Below are 23,872 nucleotides of genomic sequence, written 5' to 3'. Positions count from 1 at the left end.
CGCTCGTATGACAAAACTCTGCAAAGGCGGCTGAGCCGGCGTCAGATCCCTCCTCCCGGGGATTGTTCCGGCAATTACCCGGCGTAAGTCCTCGGTCACGGCTAAGCTCAGAGGTGATTCGGGGGCACGGACAGCGGCGGGAGACGGCAGGTGGGTCACGATCCGGCGCGGCGGGCGGCGGTCGCGCCTTTGCTGCTGCAACCCCTGCTCGACGCCCTTTCGGCCGGTTCGCTCGCCTTCGCCTGCTATGGGGCCGATCGCCGCTATCTGACGATCAGTCAGATGCTCGCCGATCTCAATGGGCTGCCGCCCGAGGCGCATATCGGGATGCTGCCGAGCGAGGTGCTCGGGCCCGAGGTCGGCGGAAAGATCGAGGCGGCCGCCGCGCGCGTCCTGGCCGACGGCAAGCCGTATCGGGAGCCGGAGCAGCGGCTCAGCCGCGGGGACTGGAGCGGCGTGCGCTACCTCGACTCCTGCTGGACGCCGGTGGCCGGCCCGGACGGCGAGGCGCTCGCGGTGCTGGCCGTGGTCAACGACGTGACCGACCGGCACCGCATCGCCGACCTGCTCGGCTCCACGCAGTGGCGGATCGGCAAGCTGCAGACCGTGGCCCGCGAGCTCGCCGGCGCGCTGACCATCAGCGAGGTGCGTGCCGCCGTCGCCAAGCTCGGCCAGGTCACCGGGTCCTCGCACGTCGACCTGCGGCTGCTCGACCCGGTCGGCCGCTCGCCGTGGCCCTCGCCGGTGCGGCCCGCACGAGACCTGGACTCCGGCGAGGCGAGCCCGCATCATCCGGGCAGGCCTTCGGCGCCGGTGCGACCCGCACGCCGCCTCGAGCCTGACGAGGCGGCACCGCCGCGTCCGGGCAGGCCTTCGGCGCCGGTCGTCCCGCCGCAGCGCTCCTCGCCGCGCACCGCCGTCGAGGAGGACCGCTGGGAGTGGCGCACGCTCGCCTGGCCCGCCCTGCTCGCCGCCGCGGTGCGCGACGGCCAGCCCTGCTACCTGACCGACCGCGCCGCGCTGCGTGCCCGCTACCCGGAGGCGGGGGAGTGGGTCGCGGCCACCGCGCCGGGCCCGGCGGAGCAGGCCTGGGCGGTGCTGCCGCTGTCCACCGCCGTCGGCCCGGTCGGCGGCCTCTACCTGGCGTACGACGCGCCGCGCGGCTTCGACGAGGACGACCGCGCCTACCTGCAGGCCCTCGCCGGGCAGTGCACCATGGCCGTCGCCCGCGCCCGGATGCACGAACGCGAACACCGGCAGGTGGTCTCGCTGCAGGAGGCCATCCTGCCCAAGCGGCTGCCGCAGCTCGACGGCGTGGACGCGGCCTTCCGCTACATCCCCGGTTCGCTGGACACCGAGGTCGGCGGCGACTGGTACGACCTGTTCGAGTTCACCGACGGCCGGATCGGCATGGTCGTCGGCGACGTGATCGGCAAGGGCATCACCGCGGCGGCCGGAATGGGCCGGGTGCGCGCCGCGCTGCGCGCCCTCGCCTTCACCGACCCGGCCCCGCACGTGGTGCTCACCGGTCTCGACCGGCTCTTCGACGCCACCGAGAACGCCGAGTCGCTCACCACCGTCGTGTACGCGGTGCTCGACCGCAGGAGGCGGGCGCTGAGCATCTCGGACGCCGGGCACCTGCCGCTGCTGGTCCGTCAGGCCGACGGCGGCGCGAGCTACCTGGAGACCGAGGAGGACGAGGCGGCCACCCCGCTCGGCCTGAGCGAGGAGCGGTTCGATCACGAGGTCTTGCTCAGGCCGGGCGACGTGGTGATCGGCTTCTCCGACGGCCTGGTGGAGACCAGGGACGCGGCGATCACCGACGGCCTGGAGCGGCTGCGGCTGGCCGCGGAGAGCGCGCCCCGCGACGATCTCGAGACCCTGCTCGACCACCTCGTCGACGAGATGCTCAGGGACCAGGAGCAGGACGACGACGTCACCCTGCTCGCGGTCAGGATCGGTGGCTGAGCGACGGATGCGCACCAGGCCCCCACCCGTCCCGGGACGGGAAAATCGGCCTGGATCGTACCCCCGCGGCGCATTGACACCGCAAGCACTGCTAGACTCTTTTTCCGAGTGCGTGACCTGCGTTTGCGAAGCGGTGAACGGCGGCACGGTGACGGGATGACCGCGGTGGCGGTCCGGCGCACCGAAGCCGCGGCCGGCGGATGATTCACACCAGGCACGACATAAGGCGGACGTGACCGCTCGGCGAAGCCGAGGGGAATACGCGGGGCCCGATGGACGCTGTCCATAGGTGTAACCACGACGATACGACCCGATCGCGCCACAGGCCGCGAATCCGTTGTCGGGGGCGTGGAATCCCGGCGGGTCCGCCATAGCCAGAGCTTTGTCCAGCGCGGCAGATGCAGTTCACATGTGAGCACCGTTCCGAAGGGTATGTGAGTGTCGGCTCCTTCCTCTGTGACCGTAGACGAGGCCGCGGCCACCACGCCGGTGGCCCTCGCGGTCCAGTCTCTATTGGCCAAGTCCCAGGACCAAGCCGTGTCCAGCGACGACGTGCGCCGCGCCTGCGAGGGCGCCAAGGTGCCGGAAAGCGACCTGAAGAAGGTCGTGCGCGCGCTGATCGAGAAGGGCGTCTCGGTCGCCGTGGTCGGCGACGCCGCCGCGCCCATCGGCCGGGGCAAGCCGCGTAAGCAGGTGGCCGCCGCCACCTCGGCCAGCCGCACCGCGACCAGCACGGTGCACAAGTCCGCCGAAGCCGCGCCCGAGGAGGAGGCCACGCCGGCCCCCGCCAAGAAGGCGCCGGCCAAGAAGACCGCGGCCAAGCCCGCGGCCGCCAAGACCGCCGCCCCCGCGGCCGAGGGCGAGGCTCCGGCCAAGGCCCCGGCGCGCAAGACGGCCGCCAAGAAGACCGCCGCCAAGTCCGCCACCGCCGCCAAGACCACCGGGGCGAAGCAGACCTCGAAGGACGGCGAGGGTGAGCCCGCGGAGCTCGCCGAGGGCGAGGAGGTCGAGATCGAGGATCTCGAGATCGCCGCCGACGAGCTGGTCGAGGCAGTCGAGGAGCCGGAGGCCGACGAGGCCAAGGGCGCCGCCAAGGAGGAAGAGGACAAGGAGGAGGGCTTCGTCCTGTCGGATGACGACGAGGACGACGCCCCGGCCCAGCAGGTCGCCTCCGCCGGCGCCACCGCGGACCCGGTCAAGGACTACCTCAAGCAGATCGGCAAGGTCCCGCTGCTCAACGCCGAGCAGGAGGTCGAGCTCGCCAAGCGGATCGAGGCCGGCCTGTTCGCCGAGGAGAAGCTGAACTCCGGCGACCAGATGGACCCGCGTTTCCGCAACGAGCTGGAGATCATCGCCGAGGACGGCCGCCGGGCCAAGAACCACCTGCTGGAGGCCAACCTCCGCCTGGTGGTCTCGCTGGCCAAGCGGTACACCGGCCGCGGCATGCTCTTCCTGGACCTGATCCAGGAGGGCAACCTGGGCCTGATCCGCGCGGTGGAGAAGTTCGACTACACCAAGGGCTACAAGTTCTCCACGTACGCGACCTGGTGGATCCGGCAGGCGATCACCCGCGCGATGGCCGACCAGGCCCGCACCATCCGCATTCCGGTGCACATGGTCGAGGTCATCAACAAGCTCGCCCGCGTGCAGCGCCAGATGCTCCAGGACCTCGGGCGCGAGCCCACCCCGGAGGAGCTGGCCAAGGAACTCGACATGACCCCGGAGAAGGTCATCGAGGTGCAGAAGTACGGCCGCGAGCCGATCTCCCTGCACACCCCGCTGGGCGAGGACGGCGACAGCGAGTTCGGCGACCTGATCGAGGACTCCGAGGCGGTCGTGCCGGCCGACGCGGTCTCCTTCACCCTGCTCCAGGAGCAGCTGCACTCGGTCCTCGACACGCTCTCCGAGCGCGAGGCCGGCGTGGTCTCGATGCGCTTCGGCCTGACCGACGGCCAGCCGAAGACGCTGGACGAGATCGGCAAGGTCTACGGCGTGACCCGGGAGCGGATCCGGCAGATCGAGTCGAAGACCATGTCCAAGCTGCGCCACCCCTCGCGCTCGCAGGTTCTTCGCGACTACCTGGACTAGGCCACCGGCAAGGAAACCGCCCCGCGACCGAAGGGTCGCGGGGCGGTTTCCTGTCCAACTGTCTAAGCCTGATCCGGGCGGCATTGTCCGGCCTGACGGCACTCGGCCGCGGCCCAGCGCACTGGGCCTCCGGCCTACCGTGTCACTTGGCCTCGGTGAGCTTTTCCGTCTCGTCCTGGATGTCCGCGGCGATGGTACGGAGGCTCTCCTCGTACTTCTTGCCGTGGTGCGCGCAGAACAGGAGCTCTCCACCGGAGTTGAGCGTGACGCGGATGTACGCCTGGGCGCCACAGCGGTCGCAGCGGTCGAGCGCGGTCAGGGGTTCGGCCGTGGGAGTGAGGACTGCGGTCACGTCAGCTCCTTCTTGGTACGTCGGCGGTATTGCTACCCGGATCAACATCAAAGCATCCGGTGACTCCAGGATGCCCCCTCCAGGCGGCACAAATCCGTCACGTTCGCTGTGGGCGTACGCCGAAACGCTCAACATCCGGGGCGCGTCACTGAGGGTTTATATGTTGATTGCGGACTGTATGGCATATCGGACAGCTTGCCGACAGCGGAGTCGGTACCCTTGCGGGTGCGGAGCTGTCCGAGGCAGCCGCTACGCTGGCAGCGGCACGTCCGCGTGCGCAGCGGACGAACGAGCGAGGCGAGAGCCCCAAGAGGGAGGACGATGTGGCCGCGAGTCCCGAGTACACCGCTCGGCACCTGCTGGTGCTGGAGGGTCTTGAGGCGGTACGCAAGCGGCCCGGCATGTACATCGGTTCCACCGACAGCCGCGGCCTGATGCACTGCGTGTGGGAGATCATCGACAACGCGGTGGACGAGGCGCTCGGCGGGCACGGTGACCACATCGAGGTCTACCTGCACGCGGACGGCTCGGTGGCGGTGAACGACCACGCGCGCGGCATCCCGGTGGACGTGGAGCCGAAGACCGGCCTGTCCGGCGTCGAGGTCGTGATGACCAAGCTGCACGCCGGCGGCAAGTTCGGCGGCGGCTCCTACGCGGCCTCCGGCGGCCTGCACGGTGTGGGCGCCTCGGTGGTCAACGCGCTCTCCGCCCGGCTGGACGTGGAGGTGGACCGGGACGGCTCGACGTACTCGATGTCCTTCCGCCGCGGCGTGCCCGGCGTCTTCGACGGGGAGGGCCCCACGGCGGGCTTCGAGCCGCGCAGCGGCCTGGACAAGTCCCGCCGCTCGGCGAAGAAGGCCGATGCCGGGATCACCGGCACCCGGGTCCGCTACTGGGCGGATCGGCAGATCTTCCTCAAGGACGCGCAGATCTCGCTCGAGGAGCTGTACGGCCGGGCCCGGCAGACGGCGTTCCTGGTGCCGGGCCTGACGATCGAGGTGCACGACGAGCGCGGCGAGGAGCCGACCGTCGAGACCTTCCACTACGCCGGCGGCATCTCCGAGTTCTGCGAGTACCTGGCCAAGGACCGGCCGGTGACCGACACGCTGCGGCTGGTCGGCTCGGGAACCTTCACCGAGACGGTGCCGGTGCTCGACGAGTCCGGGCACATGCTGCCCACCGACGTGCTGCGCACGCTCGAGGTGGACGTCGCGATGCGCTGGGGCACCGAGTACGACACGACGGTCAAGAGCTTCGTCAACATCATCATCACGCCCAAGGGCGGCACACACGTCACCGGCTTCGAGCGCGCCCTGGTCAAGACGGTCAACGACCAGTTGCGCGCGGTGAAGCTGCTGCGGGTGAACGACGACCCGGTCACCAAGGACGACATCCTCGAAGGTTTCACGGCCGTCGTCACGGTGCGGCTGGCCGAGCCGCAGTTCGAGGGCCAGACCAAGGAGGTGCTCGGCACCCCCGCGGCCGCCCGGATCGTCACGAACGTGGTCTCCGACCAGCTCAAGGCCTTCCTGACGGCCACCGACAAGAATCGCAAGCCGCAGGCCCGCACGGTGCTCGAGAAGATCGTCGCCGCCGCCAGGACCCGGATCGCCGCGCGCCAGCACAAGGAGACGCAGCGCCGGAAGAACGCGCTGGAGACCTCCGCGCTGCCGGCCAAGCTCGCCGACTGCCGCTCGGACGACGTGGAGCGCTCCGAGCTGTTCATCGTCGAGGGGGACTCGGCGCTTGGCACGGCGAAGCTGGCCAGGGACTCGGAGTTCCAGGCGCTGCTGCCGATCCGCGGCAAGATCCTCAACGTGCAGAAGTCCTCGGTCGCGGACATGCTCAAGAACGCCGAGTGCGCCGCGATCATCCAGGTGCTCGGCGCGGGCACCGGCCGGTCCTTCGATGTGGACGCGGCGCGCTACGGCCGGGTCATCATGATGGCCGACGCGGACGTGGACGGCTCCCACATCCGCACGCTGCTGCTGACGCTGTTCTTCCGCTACATGCGGCCGCTGGTCGAGGCGGGCCGGGTCTTCGCGGCCGTGCCACCGCTGCACCGCGTCGAGGTCATCGGCCAGGGCCGGGCGAAGAACGAGTACATCTACACGTACACCGATCAGGAGATCAAGAACGTCACCGCGGATCTGATCAAGCGCGGCAAGAAGATGAAGGACCCGGTGCAGCGGTACAAGGGCCTCGGCGAGATGGACGCCGACCAGCTCGCCGAGACCACGATGGACCCGCGGCACCGGATGCTGCGCCGGATCACGCTCGCCGACGCCGAGGCCGCCGACCGGGTCTTCGATCTGCTGATGGGCTCGGATGTGGCGCCGCGCAAGGAGTACATCGTGAACTCGGCCGCGCTGCTCGACCGCTCGCGGATCGACGCGTAGGCCGATCGACGCGTAAGGCGTTCGCTACTGCTGGCCTACGTGTACGAGCCCCGACTCGTATGCGTAGACCACAGCGTGGATCCGGTCTCGCAGATGCAGTTTGGCGAGCACGTTGCCGACGTGCGTCTTGACCGTGTGCTCGCTGACCACGAAATCGGCCGCGATCTCAGCGTTCGACAACCCGCGCGCGAGCAGCTTCAGCGTCTCCAGTTCGCGCGTGGTCAGCTGGCCGAGCGCGGGATCCGGGGTCAGCGCGACGGCCGTGCGCTCCGGGCGGCGGGCGAACTGCTCGATCAGCCGCCGGGTGACGCTCGGCGCGAGCAGCGCCGCACCGCCGTGCACGACGCGGACCGCGTGCACGAGGTCGTCCCGGCGCACGTCCTTGAGCAGGAAGCCGCTCGCCCCCGCCTGCAGCGCCGAGTAGACGTAGTCGTCGATGTCGAACGTGGTCAGCATGATGACGCGCGTGCCGCCGCGTGCGCAGATCCGGCGGGCCGCCTCGAGGCCGTCCATCGTCGGCATGCGCACGTCGAGCAGCGCGATGTCCGCGTTGCTCCGCTCGACCGCGGCGAGTGCCTCCGCGCCGTCCGAGGCCTCCGCGACCACGTCGAAGTCCGGCTGGGCGTCCAGGATCATCGCGAACCCCGCGCGGACGAGCTCCTGGTCGTCGGCCACCACCACCCGTATCCCCATATGCCTGAATCCTAGTGTCGGGTGCGCGGGGCGTGCTCTTCCGCTGCCGCCGGAATCCGCACGAGCAGCTGGAATCCGCGTCCGTCGGGGCCAGCCCCGGTGTGCACGGTCCCGCCGCAGGACGTGATCCGTTCCCTGATACCGATCAGGCCCCGGCCGGAGTCCGTCGCGCCCGCGCGCGGGCCGATCCCGTCGTCGGTCATGCGCAACGTCAGCGCCTCCGGCGTCCAGTCCAGGCGCAGCTCGGCACGGTCCGCGCGGGAATGCTTGACCATGTTCGTCAGCGCCTCCTGCGCAGTCCGGTAGACGGCCACCTCGGTGTCCGGCGGCAGTCGGCGCGGGTCGCCGACCACGACCATGCGCACATCGATCCTGGTCGTCCGCACGGTCTCCACCAGCCTGGGCAGTTCGCCGATCTTCGGCTGCGGGCTGAGCGCGAGCGTGTCGTCCTCGCGCAGCACGCCGAGCATCCGGCGCAGCTGGGTCAGCGCGTCCCGGCCGCCGTCGGCGATCGCGTCGAAGGCCGTCTCAGCCTTCTTCGCGTCCTGGTGCAGCACCGCCGCGCCGGCCTCCGCCTGCACGATCATCAGGCTGACGGCGTGCGCCAGGATGTCGTGCATGTCGCGGGCGATCCGGGTCCGCTCCTCGGCCGCCGCCTGCGCCGTGCGTGCCTGGACGGCCAGCTCGGCCTCGTGCACGCGGTCCGCCATCAGCCGCGCGAGGTCCCGCTGCTGCGCGGCCAGCCGCCCGGCGACGAACGCCATCGCGGTGACGAGCGTCGAGACCATCGTGCGGCCGATTCCCTGGTGGGCGACGAAGACGAAGTCGGCCCCGACCGAGCAGGCCGCGGGCAGCCAGAAGCGCCAGCCGTCGCGGTAGTAGGCGACCGTGGCCATCGCGACCAGCAGCATGAACTCGCAGCTGTGGTTCCAGGTGATCGCCAGGTTCGCGAAGACCGAGAGGAGCAGCGTGCCGAGCCCGGTGATCCAGAACACCGCGAACGGCGCCGAGCGCCGCCAGAGCAGCGCGAGCGGCAGCGGCAGGGCCCAGGCCCAGACCCACCAGGACCACGGATGGCCGTTGTACTGCTGAGAGGCCGCCACGCCCCAGAGCACGCCGGCCTCGGCGACCGCGGTGACGAGCAGGTCCACCAGCAGCGCCGGGACGACGCGGTTGGCCCTGGCCACAACCTCCCGCGCGCGTCCGGACAGCGGGATGGGCTGGAAGGTCATGTGCCGATCCTCGCCCAGACCGCGGCGATGAGCCTCCCCCGCGCGGGGGAATTGCCGCGGACCTCGGACGTCAGCAGTCCTTCTCCAGGCTGATCAGCCGCAGCTCGAGCGGGTTGCCGAAGGCCTTGCCACAGGACTCGGGGCGCGGCTCGGCGGCCGGGCTCTCGGCCAGGACTGCCCGGAAACGGTGGCCGCCGGCGTCGAGGATGACCTCGTGGCGACGGCTGGGGCCGTCCGGCACCGGGTCCAGCAGGCGCTCGCCGAGCACGACGACCGCGTCCGCGGCGTACTCCTGCAACTCGGCACGCAGCGCCAACTCGGCCGCCTGCCCCGGCCGTGACCAGGTCGAACGCCCGCGGCACAGCGGTCCGCCACTGCGACCGGCCGCCGCTTCGCGCAGGATCCCGCGCGCGGACGGACCGTCCAGGCGGCCGTAGACGTACCCGGTCGGCAGTACGACGGCCGTCGGTGCGAAGCGGTGGCCACCCAGGTGGTCGGATTCCCAGATCGAGCCGCCGTCCGTCGCCGCGTCCTCGGCCAGCCAGCCGGCCAGCGCCCGTCCGGACAGCGCGCAGCACGTGTCGCGCCTGGCGTTCGTGCAGACCAGCAGCGGCGGACCGCCCTCGTTCACGGGCTTGCCCGGCACGTCGAAGTCCAGGTCGAGCAGCGTGGCCGGGTCGGAGGTGGACCAGGACCACAGCGTGCTCCGGCCCGGCCTCGTGTCCGCCAGGAACACGCGGCGCGGGGCCAGCGGATCGTGCTCCGCGTGGTGCCCGGGCCGCCTGATCAGCGCGATGCGCACGCCGGCCGCCTCCGCCCTGCGGTTGAGCGCGTGCCCGAGCTCGTGCGGGAAGTGCGATTCGGTCAGCGCGCGTCCGCCCCACGGTCCGGGCTGCTCGATCGCCAGCCAGCGGCCCGCGACCGGCGCGGTCCCGGCCAGCGGTTCGCCGAGCCGGGCCGAGGCGGCGCTGCAGGAGGTCGGGGCGGGTCCGGCGGCGTGGCTGAGCGGCATGGTTCCCAGCCTAGGGCGCCCGGCACGTGCGGCGCTGGCGGGAGCCCGGCGAGTGCCCGGGGAGCGCGGGCGAGTGCCCTGTACGCAGTGGCGTTTTGCCGGTTGCGGAGCACAATGAAGGTATCCAACCGTTTTCGGGGGGACCGTCCAGGAGGGCGAGGCGATATGACCTCCTTCAATGTCGATCCCGTGCACCCGGCGCCGTCGCCGAAGACCGCGACCGTCACCGCCGAGATGGACAGCCATGCCGAGCACGCTGAGCGGACCGAGCACGCTGAGCAGACCGGGCACGCCGAGCAGTCCCGGCAGCGTGCGGCCGCCGAGCTCGGCGCCCCGGCCGTGCTCGACCACCGTGTCGTGGCGTTGGAGGCGGGGAGCGGCAGCAGCCCGCTGATCGTGCACACCGTCGACGGCGACCGCCGGATGCTGCCGGTCACGGCCCAGGTGTGGGCGCGTGCCGGGCGGCTGACGGTCGTGGCGGACGACGGATCCGAGCTGAGGATGACCGTGCTCGGCGCCGATGAGTTCGAGGGCCTGAAGCTCGGCGAGCACTGGCCGGTCGGCGAGCCGGACGGCCGGGTCAAGCGCGTGGCCAACGCGGCGATACACGACGTCGGCGAGGTGCTGACGTTCCCCGCATGGCTGGCCCGTACCACGCGGATCAGCGGCCAGCGCAATGCCGCGATGCACGCGCTGGTGCGCAAGCTGCGTAAGGAAAGCCCGGGTACGAGGGTGTTCATCGGCCAGACCTTCGGCTCCGAACACCATCGCCCCGAGCTGGAGCATCCTTACGACCACCGCGGCATCGTCGGCCGCGAGGGCTACCCGACCGAGCTCTGAGTCGCGTCCCCGCGGCCCAGCGACCGCGGCAGGTAGCTGAACAGCAGCCAGTAGAACAGTGCGGCCAGCACGAACCCGACCTCGAAGGTCAGGTCGCCGAGGCTGGGGTGCCGCTTGGCCAGGTAGCCGGCGAAGTCGGTCTGGGCCGAGAACAGCGGGATGGACACGGCCATGGCCGCGGCCATCGCCAGCACGCCCGCGACCGGCTTGTGGCTCTTGCTGAACAGCAGGCCGTCCACGTCCTGGCCGCGGCGCAGCAGCTGGTCGGTGAAGTACACGCCGAGCCACGGACCGATCCAGTACGCGATGACCAGCAGGAAGTTGTTGTACTTCGTGCCCGCGTCGCTCAGTCCGGACCAGGCGAGGAAGAAGCCCGCGACGCCGAAGACCAGCGCCACCAGGGCACGCCGCGCGGTGAGCGGGATCTTGATGCCCAGCGCCATGAACGACATCGCGCCGGAGTAGACGTTCAGCGCGTTGGCGCAGACCGCGCCGATCGCGATGCACACCAGCGTGACGTCGCCGAGCCACGGGGTGATGTGCGTGATGAAGGCCTGCGTCGGGTCCGCGTCCCACAGCCCGTTCGGCACGGTCAGCGTCGCGGCGGCGGTGCCCGCGAGCTCCAGCAGCACGCAGGAGACGAACACGCCGAGGCCCGCCCACAGGCCGACCGCCCTCTTGTTCACGTCCCGCTTCAGGTACCGGGTGTAGTCCGCGGCGTACGGGTTCCAGCCGGCCGCGTAGCCGAAGGTGGCGCCGAGGGTCAGCAGGAAGCCGCCCATGCCGCCGCCCCCGCCGGCCGCGGACGGGTGGCTCTCCGCGAGCAGGATCACCGAGACGGCCGTGAAGACCAGCGCGAGCAGCGGGAACGCGAGGCGCTCGAAGACGTGCACCAGGTTGTGCCCGAAGAACGCGATGGCGATCTGCGCCACCGTGATCAGGAGCAGGCAGGGCACCTCGGCCCAGCCGGTCAGCGCGGAGAGCGCGAGCGTGCCGCTGACCGAGTTCACCGCGAACCAGCCGACGCCCGCGACCAGCGCGTTGATTCCGGCGGGCAGGATGTTTCCGAAGCGGCCGAAGGAGACGCGGGAAAGGATCATCTGCGGCACGCCGTGTTCCGGGCCGCGCGCGGAGAGGGCGGCCATGGCCAGCGAGCCGAGGCCGGTGCCGAGGATGATCGCCAGCGCGGCCTGGGTGAAGGACTCGCCGAAGAACAGCAGCGGCAGCGCGCCGACGAACACCGTCGCGAACTCGAAGTTGGGGGAGGTCCAGGTCCAGAACAGGTTGAGCGGGCGGCCGTGCCGTTCGTCGAGCGGGATGAACTCGGCTCCGCCCGGCTCGACGGCGGCAACCTTGGTACCGTAATCGCCCTCGCGTACCTCGGGTATGTGCGCCGCCTGTGCCTCGGTGCTGGTCATGCCGGGGTCCTCCGCGATCTCTGGGTGGGCAGTCAAGGTGGACGGTAAGGGCCGGTTGTTAACGTTGTATTTCCCGGTTATCTCACTGTGGTATCGCTGGCAGCGCTGACACCGGCCCTCATGTTCGTGCCCTGACGGATCAGCCGCAGCTCGGGTCCGTGGTGGCCACGTACGTCTGGCCGTCATTGAAGTCGCCCGTGATGACGCTGTCCAGGGTGTCGAGCACCTGCTGGTTGCGCGGCCCGAAGGCGTCGAGGATCACGCCGAGCTCGCGGTTCTCGTTCAGCGAGGTGTTCGAGATGTTGATCGAGCCGACCTCGGCCCGCTCGTCCCACTGTCCGTAGTCGGCCACGAACACCTTGGCGTGCGAGTAGAGGGTGTCCGTGCTCGTGTTGTTCAGGCTGATCTGCACGCCCGCGGCCAGCAGTTGGTTCAGGTACGGGTACAGGTCGCACTCCTCGATGATGGCCAGCTTCACCTGCACGCCGCGCTGGGCCGCCGCGATCAGGGCATTGATCACGTCGGTGTCGTACATCTCCTCCTGCTCGACCAGCAGCGTGCGGTGCGCGCCGTTGATCACGTCCAGGATCCGGTCCTCGGAGGTGGTCGGCGACCACACCAGGTCGCCGCTGCCCGCGCTCGGCGTGACCGCCTGGTCCGCGAAGTCCGCGTCGAAGGTCTGCCCGATCGCGCGCACGTCCAGCGGGTTCGCGTCGAACAGCGCGTAGTCCCGGTCCGAGTTGTAGTAGTACGAGTCCAGGTTGCCGGTCATGACGAGCGACTCGCGGTCGTCCACCGTGAGGGTCTTCTGGTGGGTGAAGTAGTAGGCCGGGTTCGACCAGACCACGTTCACGCCGCCCGCCTTGAGCTTGTCGTAGCCCGGCTGGTAGTACTTGCTGCCCGGTCCGACCCGGCCGTCCAGGATCACCCGCACATCCACGCCGCGCTGCACGGCCGCGATCAGGTCGGCCTCCATCGTCGTGTCGTCGAGCTCGTACATGGTCAGGTCGATGCTCCGCTTCGCCGAGTTCACGAAGTCGTAGATCGGCTGGTGCGAGCCCGGGAAGACGAGCAGCGTGTGGTTCGCGAACTCGCCCGGCCCGCCCGGTCCGCAGTCCGCGGCCACCTCGGCCTGAGCCGCCGACGTGCCGAGCGCCACGGTCAGAATCCCGGCGACCGCGGTGGCAGCCAGCGTGTGCTTGCGACGCATGATGACCCTCCTGAGTCTTCGGGCCGCCTTGGCCCGAACAGATCAGGACATCAGGGTTTGACGATACGAGGCCACCAAGGGTCGGTAAACAGTTGTCGACGGGGGAGGGCGGGGTCCGGACGCCCTGCCGCTACTCCGCTACTCCCCGCGCGCGCAGCGCACGGGCGAGGTCGTCGCGGGCCTCGGAGACCAGGCGGCGGAGGGCTGGGGCGTGCCGGCCGGCGAGCCAGGTGTCGGCCAGGGTGAGCGTGTGCTCGTCGACGAGGAGCTCGGGGAACGCGCCGGACACGATGGTTGAGGCGTTCTCGATGGTTCGCTCGTGCCAGATCTGGTCCAGGGATTCGAAGTACGGCTCGGCGTACTGGGTGAGCAGCTCTGCCTGGCCGGGCTGGTTGAAGCCGTTGAGCAGCGCGCGCAGGAGGTCCTTGGGCTGGTCGCCGGGGGCCATGATGGTGTGCCAGACCTCGGACTTGGCCCGCGGCAGCGGACGTGCGGCCAGGCAGCCGGCGTGGTTGCGGTGGCCTGAGGCGGTCTGGTCGCGGGACAACTCGGCGTCGATGCGCGCCTGGTCCGCCGCGCCCGCACTCGCGAGTCCGAGCAGGAGGTCCCAGCGCAGGTCGGCGTCCACGGTCAGGCCCTCGAGCTCGGCCGTGCCGTCGAGCAGCGCGGCCAGGTGGTCGAGATCCACGGGGCGGTGGGCCGCCTTCGCGTAGAACCGGGCCCAGGCCAGCTGCTTGTCGGACGCGGGGGCCGCCGCGCGCAGCTCACGCTTGGCCATCGTGCCCACGGATTCGAGCGCGGCGGCCCGGTTCTCGTCGCCCAGGTAGAAGGCGAGTACGAATTCCGCCTGTCCGAGGACGTTGTCGAGCACGCCCACCTCGGATTCGGACGCCGCGTGGCGGTTCACGAAGTCCAGGAAGCGCCGGCCGGGCAGCACGCCGTCGCGCGTCATGTTCCACAACGAGGACCAGATCAGCGAACGCGGCATCGGATCGGTGAACGTGGACAGGTGCTCGTACGCGAAGTCGAGCTGGCTCGCGTTGAGCACGACCTTGCAGTAGGACAGATCGTCGTCGTTCACGAGCACGAACGCGGCCGTGTCGATGTCCTCGGGGACCGCCGCGCTTTCGCCCTCCAGGTCCAGCTCGGCCCGGGTGACCCGCGCCACGCCCGCGTCGCCCAGTTCGTACGCGCCGACCGCGATCCGGTGCGGGCGCAGGGTCCCGTCCTGGTGAACGGCTCCGTCGGAGAGGGTCAGGCTATTGACGCCGCTGGTCTCCAGCCAGGCCTTGGACCAGGCGGACAGGTCGCGCCCGGAGGTCTCCTCCAGCGCGCTCAGCAGGTCGGCGAGCGTCGTGTTGCCGAACGCGTGCCGCTGGAAGTAGCTCCGCGAGCCCTCCAGGAACGCGTCCTCGCCGACGTACGCCACGAGCTGCTTGAGCACCGAAGCGCCCTTCGCGTACGTGATGCCGTCGAAGTTGAGCTTGGCGTCTTCGAGGTCGTTGATGGTCGCCACGATCGGGTGCGTGGACGGCAGCTGATCCTGGCGGTACGCCCAGGCCTTGCGGCGGTTGGCGAAGGAGACCCAGGCGTTGCGCCAGCGTGTCGCGCCGACCGAGCCGTACGAGCCCATGAAGTCGGCGAAGGACTCCTTGAGCCACAGGTCGTCCCACCAGCGCATCGTCACGAGGTCGCCGAACCACATGTGCGCCATCTCGTGCAGGATCACGTTGGCGCGCGACTCGTACGCCTGGTCGGTCTGCTTGGACCGGAAGACGAAGTTCTCGGTGAACGTCACGCAGCCCGGGTTCTCCATCGCACCGAGGTTGTATTCGGGCACGAAGGCCTGGTCGTACTTGCCGAACGGGTACGGGTAGTCGAACCTCTCGTGGAAGAAGTCGAGGCCGCGCTTGGTGACGTCGAAGATCGCGTCGGCGTCGAAGTGGTCGGCGAGCGAGGCGCGGCACAGCGTGTTGAGCGGGATCTCCAGCGTCGTCCCGTCGGCCAGCTCGCGGGTGTAGTGATCGCTCGCGACGTGGTAGGGCCCTGCGACGACGGCGGTGATGTAGGTCGAGATGCGCCGCGTGGGCAGGAAGGTCCAGTGCGCCACGCCGTCCACGACCGGCGCGCGCTTTGCGGGCGCCGAGTTGCTCGCGATGTACCAGCCGGCCGGAGCCTTCACGTCGAAGGTGAAGGAGGCCTTGAGGTCGGGCTGCTCGAAATTCGCGTAGAGCCGGCGTGCGTCGGCGGGCTCGAACTGCGTGTAGAGGTACACGCGGCCGTCGGCGGGATCGGCGAAGCGGTGCAGCCCCTCGCCGGTGCGGCTGTAGGCGCAGTCCGCCACGACGGTGACCTGGTTCTCCGCCCCCAGCCCGGTCAGCTGGATCCGGCTGTCCGCGAACACCTCGCTCGGATCCAGCTCCTTCCCGTTCAGCGTCACGGCCCGGACCGACGGCGCGATCAGGTCGAGGAACGTGGACGCCTCCGGCTCGGCGCAGGAGAACTCGATCGTGCTGGTGGAGCCGAAGGTCCGCGCCCGCGGATCGTTGGCGTTGCCCAGATCGAGCGAGACCCGGTAGGAGGAGACGTGCACCAGCTCCGCGCGGCGAGCCGCTTCGTCCCTGGTCAAGTTCTTGCCTGGCATCTGGTTCCTAGGCTCCTTCGCCTGCGAGGAGAGCGTTCCGGCCCATCCTGCCACGCGCCTGTCGGCGGTGGTTGTCGGTGGTCGTCATTAACGTGGAGGCATGGAAGAGTCCCGAACCCGTACCGAGGCGCCGCTGGAGGCCACCGACGAGCGCGTGCTGCTCACCGGCTTCCTCGATTTTCAGCGGGACACGCTGGACTGGAAGTGCAGCCGCCTCGCCGACGGGCAGCTGCGGACCCACGCGGTGCCTTCGTCCAACGCCACCCTGCTCGGCCTGCTGCGTCACCTCGCCCTCGTCGAGCGGTTCTGGTTCCGCGAGGTGTGGGCGGGCGAGCGGTTCGAGGCGGAGATGTACGCCCGAACGGATGATCCCGACGAGGAGTGGAACGATCTCGACTCCGACACCGGCGTCGCCGCGTACGAGCGCTGGCGTGCCGAGATCGTGAGCTCTCGGGCCGTCGTCGCGGGCACCGAAGATCTCGGCGCCGTCTTCACCCGGGCCGATACGGGGGAGCGCGTCTCGGCCCGGTGGATCCTGATCCACATGGTCGAGGAGTACGCGCGGCACAACGGCCACGCCGACCTGCTGCGCGAGTCCGTCGACGGCGAGGTCGGCGAATAGTCCTATCTCTCGCGGCTATACGGCGCCGCGTGATCCCGGCACAGGTAAAGAGCCAGCCCCTCCGGCGTCGTCACCCGCGTCAGCCCGCCCCACTGCTTGACCGGGTCGACCTCCATGAGCCACTTCTCCAGCACGCGGAAGCCCGCCTCGTTCGTGGCGCGGGCACTGGGCCCGTCCTGGCGCGGATCCAGCGCCGGATTCTCGCCGGGCGACTCCACCTCGGGGATCTGCTCGACGAGCTTCGCCATCGCCTCGACGTCCGACTTGAGATGGTCGGTGAGGTGCCGGCGTTGCGCTTCGTCCTCGCCCCACGACATGGCCACGCCTCCCCGAAACCATAGTGGCCCACCGGTTGCCGGCGGGCCACTGGGAAATGCGAATTCTTACTTACCTGCTTGCTTGGGTGCTCTGAGCCTGACGCCCGACGCACTACGCCTTGCGGCGCGAGATCTTGTTGCCGAGCCAGACCAGCGGGTCGTACTTCCGGTCGACGACGCGCTCCTTCATCGGGATCAGCGCGTTGTCGGTGATCTTGATGTGCTCGGGGCACACCTCGGTGCAGCACTTCGTGATGTTGCACAAGCCGAGGCCGTGGTCCTCCTGCGCCTCGTCGCGCCGCTCGCGCGAGTCCAGCGGGTGCATGTCGAGCTCGGCGACGCGCATGAGGAACCGGGGGCCGGCGAAGTGCTCCTTGTTGTCCTCGTGGTCGCGCACCGCGTGGCAGGTGTTCTGGCACAGGAAGCACTCGATGCACTTCCGGAACTCCTGCGAGCGCTCGACGTCCACCTGCTGCATGCGGTACTCGCCGGGCTTGAGGCCCTCGGGCGGCTCGAAGGAGGCCACCTCGCGGGCCTTCGTGTAGTTGAACGACACGTCCGTCACCAGGTCGCGGATCACCGGGAAGGTGCGCAGCGGGGTGACGGTGATCGTCTCCTCCTCGGTGAACGTGGACATCCGGGTCATGCACATCAGCCGGGGCACGCCGTTCACCTCGGCCGAGCAGGAACCGCACTTGCCCGCCTTGCAGTTCCAGCGAACCGCCATGTCAGGGGCCTGCGTCGCCTGGAGCCGGTGGATGATGTCGAGGACGACCTCGCCCTCGTTGACCTCGACGTCGTAGTCCGCCAGGTCGCCCTTGCCCGCGTCGCCGCGCCAGACCTTGAACTTGCCCTTGTAGCTCACTTGGCACCCTCCAGGCCTTCGAGCTCCTCGTCGGTCATGTACTTCTGCAGCTCCGAGAGCTCGAACAGTTCGAGCAGATCCTTGCGGATCGTCGGGACCGGCTTGCGGTCGAGCTTCGCCAGGCCCTTGTCGTCCAGCGAGCACACGAGGTTGATCTTGCGCCACTCGGCGGACATCGCCGGGTAGTCCTCGCGGGTGTGCCCGCCGCGCGACTCCTGCCGCTCCAGCGCCGCCTTGGCCACGCAGTCGGCGACCAGCAGCATGTTGCGAAGGTCCACGGACAGGTGCCAGCCGGGGTTGAACGTGCGGCTGCCCGGGGCGGACAGGATCTCGCGGCGCTCGCGGAACTCGCCGAGCTTCTCGATCGCCGACTCGACCTCCTGCTCGCGGCGGATGATGCCGACGAGGTCGTTCATCGTCTGCTGCAGCTCCGCGTGCACGGTGTACGGGTTCTCGCCGCCCTCGTGCGCCAGCGGGGCCAGCGCCTCGGCGCGGGAGGTCTGCACGTCCTCGTCGGAGATCTCGGGACGGGCGTCCGCGGCGAGCGAGTCCACGTACCGCGCCGCGCCGAGTCCCGCGCGGCGGCCGAAGACCAGCAGGTCGGACAGCGAGTTGCCGCCGAGGCGGTTCGAGCCGTGCATGCCGCCCGCGACCTCGCCGGCCGCGAACAGGCCGGGCACGATCGACGCGGCGGTGTCCGGGTCGACCTCGACGCCGCCCATCACGTAGTGGCAGGTCGGGCCGACTTCCATCGGCTCCGCGGTGATGTCCACGTCCGCCAGCTCCTTGAACTGGTGGTACATGGACGGCAGCCGCTTGCGGACCTCCTCGGCCGGCAGCCGGGACGCGATGTCCAGGAACACGCCGCCGTGCGGCGTGCCCCGGCCCGCCTTCACCTCGGAGTTGATGGAGCGGGCGACCTCGTCGCGCGGCAGCAGTTCCGGGGGACGCCGGTTGTTGTCCGCGTCCGTGTACCAGCGGTCCGCCTCCTCCTCCGTCTCCGCGTACTGCTTCCGGAAGACGTCGGGGACGTAGTCGAACATGAAGCGCTTGCCCTCGGAGTTGCGCAGCACCCCGCCGTCGCCGCGCACCGACTCGGTGACCAGGATGCCCTTGACCGAGGGCGGCCAGACCATGCCGGTCGGGTGGAACTGGATGCACTCCATGTTGATCAGCGTCGCGCCGGCCAGCAGCGCCAGCGCGTGACCGTCGCCGGTGTACTCCCAGGAGTTCGAGGTCACCTTGAAGGTCTTGCCGATGCCGCCGGTCGCCAGGACCACGGCGGGCGCCTTGAACAGCACGAACTGGCCGTCCTCGCGCCGGTAGCCGAACGCGCCGGCGATCCGGTCGCCGTCCTTGAGCAGCCGGGTGACGGTGTGCTCGGCGAAAACCTTGATCCGGGCGTCGTAGTCGCCGTGCTCCTTCAGGTCCTTCTGCTGGAAGGACACCACCGCCTGCTGCAGGGTCCTGATCAGCTCCAGGCCGGTCCGGTCGCCCACGTGCGCGAGCCGCGGGTACTCGTGCCCGCCGAAGTTGCGCTGGGAGATCTTGCCGTCCTTGGTGCGGTCGAACAGCGCGCCCCACTCCTCGAGCTCCCAGACGCGGTCCGGGGCCTCCTTGGCGTGAAGTTCGGCCATCCGCGGGTTGTTCAGGAACTTCCCGCCGCGCATGGTGTCGCGGAAGTGCACCATCCAGTTGTCGTGCGCGTTGACGTTGCCCATCGCCGCCGCGGCGCCGCCCTCGGCCATGACCGTGTGCGCCTTGCCGAACAGCGACTTGCAGATGATCGCGACCGACTTGCCGTTCGCCCGCGCCTCGATCGCGGCACGCAGTCCCGCGCCGCCGGCGCCGATCACGACGACGTCGTACTCGTAGGTGAGAATCTCAGTGGCCATATCCCTTACGACCCTCCTAGAAGAACTTCGGGTCGGAGAACACGCCCGAGGACACCAGCCACACGTACAGGTCGGTCAGCGCGACGCCGAACAGCGACGCCCAGGCGAGCTGCATGTGCCGGGTGTTGAGCTTCGAGACGATCGTCCAGGCCTTGTAGCGCACCGGGTGCTTGGAGAAGTGCTTGAGCCGGCCGCCCATGATGTGCCTGCAGCTGTGGCAGGACGCCGTGTACGCCCACAGCAGGCCCGCGTTCGTCAGCAGCACGAGCGTGCCGAGGCCCATGTGGCCCCACTCGCCCTGGGCGTTGCGGAAGCCGAGGATCGCGTCCCAGGTCAGGATGATGTTGAAGAGGGAGGCGGCGACGAAGAAGTACCGGTGCGAGTTCTGCAGCAGCAGCGGGAAGCGCGTCTCGCCGGAGTACTTGCCGTGCGGCTCGGCGACCGCGCAGGCCGGCGGGGACTGCCAGAACGCCCGGTAGTAGGCCTTCCGGTAGTAGTAGCACGTCATCCGGAAGCCCAGCGGGAAGATCAGGATCAGCAGCGCGGGGGACAGGCCCCACCACGAGCCGATGAAATGCACCTCGCCGGCGCCCGGCATCGGCGTGCAGTTGGTGGAGATGCACGGCGAGTAGAACGGGGAGACGTACGGGGAGGAGAAGTAGTACTCGTTCTGGAACGCGCGGAACGTCGCGTACGCGATGAACGCGAGGAAGATGACGAACGTCACCAGCGGCGCGACCCAGTAGCGGTCGGTGCGCAGCGTGGGCTGCTCGATCTCCGCTCTCGACCGCGCGGGCGGTGTCGATTTCGATACGGTACCGGTGCTCATGCTTGTGGAAGCTCCTGCAGCTGTGAAGGAGCCGGGCGGCTATGTGTCGTCGGCGCACTGCACTCTAGTGGAGTGATCTTCAGATCCAAACGGGATCATCACTCGCGGTAGTGGCGGGTGACCAACATCACATGTCGAACCGGCTCCTCGGATCTTGGAAAACGGCAGCTAGCGGCGGGGTACGGCCCACGGATCGTCGAGCGTGTCGAGCGCGGTCGGATCAGTGGGTTGAGGCGAATCCATCGGGCGCTCCCGATGGACGGCGGAGATCCCCAGGCGCTCGCGGACGATCGCGATCCGCGCGTACCAGGGGGCGAAGGCGTGCGCCTCGCGCAGGGTGCGCGCGGCGATGTCCACCCGGCCGGCGGCGGCCTCGATCCTGGCTCGGGTGCAGAGCGCGTCGGCGACCTCCAGGGGGGTGCTCACGCCCGCGAGGAAGCGTTCCATGCAGCCGCGGGCGTTCGGCAGGTTCCCGGTCTCCAGCCGGAAGAGCGCGAGCATCGCGGCGAATCCGTCACTGTCGGCGACGTGCGTCTGCTGACGCAGGTACGCACCCGTCAGCAGCACGGCCTGCTCGGTGGTTTCCGGACGCGCCTCGGCGACGAGCAGTGCCAGGTGGACCAACTCCAGATCGGCCAGCAGACGCTTGCTCTCGTCGAAGTCCGCGACGACCGAGACGGCCTCGTCGTATTCGCCGCGGGCCGAGAGCAGCGCCTCGGCGACGAGTTTGGATCCGTCCACCGGCCATTGATTCGCGTGCACCGTCGGCAGCAGCGCCTCGGCGGTGGCGAAGTCACCGTAGAACACGGCGTCATAACAGTGCGCGAAGACGGGGAAGCGCGGCTCGGACAGCTCCGCGTCGAGCTTCGGCGTCGTCCTGCGCACGGCCCGCATGATGACCCGTCGGCGGGTGTACTTCTCCTTCGCGAGCGCGCGAATCAGCACGCAGACGAGCACGAACGCCAGCGCCGCGAGCGTGGTCCAGCCGGGTGCGAAGGCGGCGAGGACGGCGACGAGGAGCAGCGGCGAGACCAGGCCCGAGCTGATCAGCAGGCGCTTGTCCCGCGCGTAGCGCTCCTGCCGCGGCAGGTATTTCGCCTGGAAGCGGATCGGGAGCATGCGGATCTCGGTGACGCGGCGGGGGCCTGGCAGCCGTCGCAGCACGGGACCGAAACCCCACTCGACGCTCGTCACCCGCGCGCCGAGGCCGCGGGCCAGCAGGAGTTCGAGCAGCGGATCGAGCAGCAATATCGCGAACCCCAGCGCCAGGCCGAGGTAGGTCTCCGGTATCCAGCCCGCTCCCGCCATGCGCCGCCTTCCCCGCGTGTTCGCCATTCGTCCCTGCGAAGGCGGCCTCATGTTATGTGCGCCGGGTACCCCGAGGAAGGACACGCGGTCGGCGTGTCCCGGATTTTGCCCGTACCATGGACAAAGTGCCTGTGCTGTGTCTTAGCGGCGCAGCGCAGGGGGCAATGGAGCCCCGGCCGCGAGGCACCTCCCCCTTTTCCAGCAGTCTCCCGACTCGAAAGCGACGCTACCGGCATGCCTACGCGTAACGACATCCGCAACGTGGCCATCGTGGCGCACGTCGACCACGGCAAGACCACGCTGGTCGACGCGATGCTCAAGCAGTCCGGCGCGTTCCGCGAGAACCAGCACGTGGACGACCGCGTGATGGACTCGAACGACCTGGAGCGGGAGAAGGGCATCACGATCCTCGCCAAGAACACGGCGGTGCACTTCCGCGACCCCGAGCACGGCACCGACACCGTCATCAACATCATCGACACGCCGGGCCACGCCGACTTCGGCGGCGAGGTCGAGCGCGGCCTGTCCATGGTGGACGGCGTGGTGCTGCTGGTGGACGCCTCGGAGGGCCCGCTGCCGCAGACCCGGTTCGTGCTGCGCAAGGCGCTGACCGCGAAGATGCCGGTCATTCTGGTCATCAACAAGACCGACCGGCCGGACGCGCGGATCGCCGAGGTCATCGACGAGACCTACGAGCTGTTCATGGACCTCGACGCGACCGCGGACCAGATCGACTTCCCGATCGTGTACGCCTCCGGCCGGGACGGCAAGGCCTCGCTGGAGAAGCCGGAGAACGGCTCCTCCCCGGACAGCTCGGACCTGCTGCCGCTGTTCGACACGATCCTGAGCACCATCCCGGCGCCCACCTACGCCGAGGGCGCCCCGCTGCAGGCGCACGTGACGAACCTGGACGCCTCCCCCTTCCTCGGCCGGATCGCGCTGTGCCGGGTCATGCAGGGCGAGATCCGCAAGGGCCAGCAGGTGGCCTGGATCAAGCGGGACGGCACCGTCGAGCGGGTGAAGATCACCGAGCTGCTGATGACCGACGCGCTGGAGCGCAAGCCCGCCGAGCTGGCAGGGCCCGGCGACATCTGCGCGATCGCCGGCATCCCGGAGATCATGATCGGCGAGACGCTGGCCGACCCCGAGGACCCGCGGCCGCTGCCGCTGATCCACGTCGACGACCCGGCGATCTCGATGACCATCGGCACCAACACCTCGCCGCTGGTCGGTCGGGAGAAGGGCTCGAAGGTCACCGCGCGGATGGTCAAGGACCGGCTCGAGAAGGAGATCGTCGGCAACGTCTCCATCAAGGTGCTGCCGACCGAGCGCCCGGACACCTGGGAGGTGCAGGGCCGCGGCGAGCTGGCGCTGGCCATCCTGGTCGAGCAGATGCGCCGCGAGGGCTACGAGCTGACCGTCGGCAAGCCGCAGGTGGTCAAGAAGGAGATCGACGGCAAGACGCACGAGCCGGTCGAGCGGCTCACCGTGGACTGCCCGGAGGAGTACCTGGGCGTCATCACCCAGCTGCTCGCGGTCCGCAAGGGACGGATGGAGTCGATGTCCAACCACGGCACCGGCTGGATCCGGATGGAGTTCCTGGTCCCCTCGCGCGGCCTGATCGGCTTCCGCACCGAGTTCCTCACCGACACCCGCGGCACCGGCATCGCCAACACCAACTTCGAGGGCTACGAGCCGTGGTACGGCGAGCTGCGCACCCGCGCCTCCGGCTCGCTGGTCGCGGACCGGGCCGGCGCGGTGACCCCGTTCGCGATGACGAACCTGCAGGAGCGCGGCACGCTGTTCGTCGAGCCGACCACCGAGGTGTACGAGGGCATGATCGTCGGCGAGAACTCGCGCGCCGACGACATGGACGTCAACATCACCAAGGAGAAGAAGCTCACGAACATGCGCTCCTCCAACGCGGACGTCACCGAGACGCTGATCCCGCCGCGCAAGCTCTCGCTGGAGCTGGCGCTGGAGTTCTGCCGCGAGGACGAGTGCGTGGAGATCACCCCGCAGAACGTGCGCATCCGCAAGGTCGTGCTGGACGCGTCGACCCGCGGGCGTTCCGCGGCCCGCGCCAAGCACGGCAACTGAAGCGCGACCGCGACTGATTCGCGACAACTGACACGTAACGGCGTCGGCCCCCGATCGGAAGGTTCCGTTCGGGGCCGACG

At 69.7% G+C, this 23,872-nt stretch carries 18 protein-coding genes; 6 read left to right on the top strand and 12 right to left on the bottom strand.

Translation table 11 applies throughout. The annotated features are described in order from the left end of the window. The first annotated feature begins 150 nt into the window (after positions 1–150). Both VG296_RS25645 and VG296_RS25640 read left to right on the top strand, forming a co-directional pair. Entirely contained in the window at positions 151–1,968 is a 1,818-nt protein-coding gene (locus VG296_RS25645) for a SpoIIE family protein phosphatase (RefSeq protein ID WP_325569983.1), read from the top strand. A gap of 438 nt (positions 1,969–2,406) precedes the next feature. Next, positions 2,407–4,056, top strand: a complete 1,650-nt coding sequence (locus VG296_RS25640; RefSeq protein WP_414641134.1) for an RNA polymerase sigma factor — start codon at positions 2,407–2,409, stop codon at positions 4,054–4,056. Between the two features lie 142 nt (positions 4,057–4,198). On the opposite strand, the gene VG296_RS25635 is transcribed toward VG296_RS25640, so the two are convergent. Further along, positions 4,199–4,408: a DUF7455 domain-containing protein gene (locus VG296_RS25635; protein WP_325569980.1), complete on the bottom strand. Its 210-nt coding sequence runs from the start codon at positions 4,406–4,408 to the stop codon at positions 4,199–4,201. Positions 4,409–4,731: 323 nt separating this feature from the next. Between VG296_RS25635 and VG296_RS25630 the strand changes: the two genes are divergently transcribed. After that, the gene (locus tag VG296_RS25630; protein ID WP_325569978.1) at positions 4,732–6,807 is read left to right on the top strand and encodes a DNA topoisomerase IV subunit B; all 2,076 of its coding nucleotides are present in this window, start codon (positions 4,732–4,734) and stop codon (positions 6,805–6,807) included. Between the two features lie 24 nt (positions 6,808–6,831). Here the strand turns inward: VG296_RS25630 and VG296_RS25625 are convergent, their stop codons facing one another. The 3 genes from VG296_RS25625 to VG296_RS25615 form a co-directional block, all read right to left on the bottom strand. Beyond that, positions 6,832–7,500, bottom strand: a complete 669-nt coding sequence (locus VG296_RS25625; RefSeq protein ID WP_325569974.1) for a response regulator transcription factor — start codon at positions 7,498–7,500, stop codon at positions 6,832–6,834. Between the two features lie 11 nt (positions 7,501–7,511). Further along, on the bottom strand, positions 7,512–8,732 hold the full coding sequence (locus VG296_RS25620; protein ID WP_325569972.1) for a sensor histidine kinase: 1,221 nt from the start codon (positions 8,730–8,732) through the stop codon (positions 7,512–7,514). 70 nt (positions 8,733–8,802) lie between these two features. Next, complete coding sequence (locus tag VG296_RS25615) at positions 8,803–9,744, bottom strand: sucrase ferredoxin (RefSeq protein WP_325569970.1); 942 nt, start codon at positions 9,742–9,744, stop codon at positions 8,803–8,805. 165 nt (positions 9,745–9,909) lie between these two features. Between VG296_RS25615 and VG296_RS25610 the strand changes: the two genes are divergently transcribed. Beyond that, a complete protein-coding gene (locus VG296_RS25610; protein ID WP_325569968.1) occupies positions 9,910–10,584 on the top strand; it encodes a hypothetical protein in 675 nt (224 codons plus the stop codon). On the opposite strand, the gene VG296_RS25605 is transcribed toward VG296_RS25610, so the two are convergent. The 3 genes from VG296_RS25605 to pepN all read right to left on the bottom strand — a co-directional run bounded on the left by VG296_RS25605 (position 10,566) and on the right by pepN (position 15,856). After that, on the bottom strand, positions 10,566–12,002 hold the full coding sequence (locus tag VG296_RS25605; RefSeq protein WP_325569966.1) for a purine-cytosine permease family protein: 1,437 nt from the start codon (positions 12,000–12,002) through the stop codon (positions 10,566–10,568). The two genes, VG296_RS25610 and VG296_RS25605, sit on opposite strands and share 19 nt — an antisense overlap. A 139-nt stretch (positions 12,003–12,141) precedes the next feature. Next, positions 12,142–13,212 carry a phospholipase D-like domain-containing protein gene (locus VG296_RS25600; RefSeq protein WP_325569964.1) on the bottom strand — a complete coding sequence of 357 codons (1,071 nt, stop codon included), beginning with the start codon at positions 13,210–13,212 and terminating at the stop codon, positions 12,142–12,144. Between the two features lie 130 nt (positions 13,213–13,342). Beyond that, entirely contained in the window at positions 13,343–15,856 is a 2,514-nt protein-coding gene (gene pepN, locus VG296_RS25595) for an aminopeptidase N (protein WP_325569962.1), read from the bottom strand. Between the two features lie 100 nt (positions 15,857–15,956). Between pepN and VG296_RS25590 the strand changes: the two genes are divergently transcribed. Then, the gene (locus tag VG296_RS25590) at positions 15,957–16,478 is read left to right on the top strand and encodes a DinB family protein (protein WP_325569960.1); all 522 of its coding nucleotides are present in this window, start codon (positions 15,957–15,959) and stop codon (positions 16,476–16,478) included. 2 nt (positions 16,479–16,480) lie between these two features. Here the strand turns inward: VG296_RS25590 and VG296_RS25585 are convergent, their stop codons facing one another. The 5 genes from VG296_RS25585 to VG296_RS25565 all read right to left on the bottom strand — a co-directional run bounded on the left by VG296_RS25585 (position 16,481) and on the right by VG296_RS25565 (position 21,692). After that, positions 16,481–16,795, bottom strand: a complete 315-nt coding sequence (locus VG296_RS25585; protein ID WP_325569958.1) for a hypothetical protein — start codon at positions 16,793–16,795, stop codon at positions 16,481–16,483. A 112-nt stretch (positions 16,796–16,907) separates the two neighbouring features. Continuing rightward, a complete protein-coding gene (locus tag VG296_RS25580) occupies positions 16,908–17,660 on the bottom strand; it encodes a succinate dehydrogenase/fumarate reductase iron-sulfur subunit (protein ID WP_325569956.1) in 753 nt (250 codons plus the stop codon). Next, the gene (locus tag VG296_RS25575; protein ID WP_325569954.1) at positions 17,657–19,555 is read right to left on the bottom strand and encodes a fumarate reductase/succinate dehydrogenase flavoprotein subunit; all 1,899 of its coding nucleotides are present in this window, start codon (positions 19,553–19,555) and stop codon (positions 17,657–17,659) included. The genes VG296_RS25580 and VG296_RS25575 overlap by 4 nt, the downstream gene beginning before the upstream one ends. Positions 19,556–19,571: 16 nt before the next feature. Next, the gene (locus tag VG296_RS25570) at positions 19,572–20,384 is read right to left on the bottom strand and encodes a hypothetical protein (RefSeq protein ID WP_325569952.1); all 813 of its coding nucleotides are present in this window, start codon (positions 20,382–20,384) and stop codon (positions 19,572–19,574) included. Positions 20,385–20,552: 168 nt separating this feature from the next. Continuing rightward, positions 20,553–21,692 (bottom strand): hypothetical protein, encoded by a 1,140-nt coding sequence (locus VG296_RS25565; protein ID WP_325569950.1) that lies wholly within the window; start codon positions 21,690–21,692, stop codon positions 20,553–20,555. Positions 21,693–21,926: 234 nt separating this feature from the next. Between VG296_RS25565 and typA the strand changes: the two genes are divergently transcribed. Beyond that, positions 21,927–23,792 carry a translational GTPase TypA gene (gene typA / locus VG296_RS25560; protein ID WP_325569948.1) on the top strand — a complete coding sequence of 622 codons (1,866 nt, stop codon included), beginning with the start codon at positions 21,927–21,929 and terminating at the stop codon, positions 23,790–23,792. The last annotated feature ends 80 nt before the right edge of the window (positions 23,793–23,872 follow it).

Source organism: Actinospica sp., assembly GCF_035552695.1.
Lineage (GTDB): Bacteria > Actinomycetota > Actinomycetes > Streptomycetales > Catenulisporaceae > Actinospica.
This window is presented reverse-complemented; position numbering and strand designations above follow the sequence as displayed.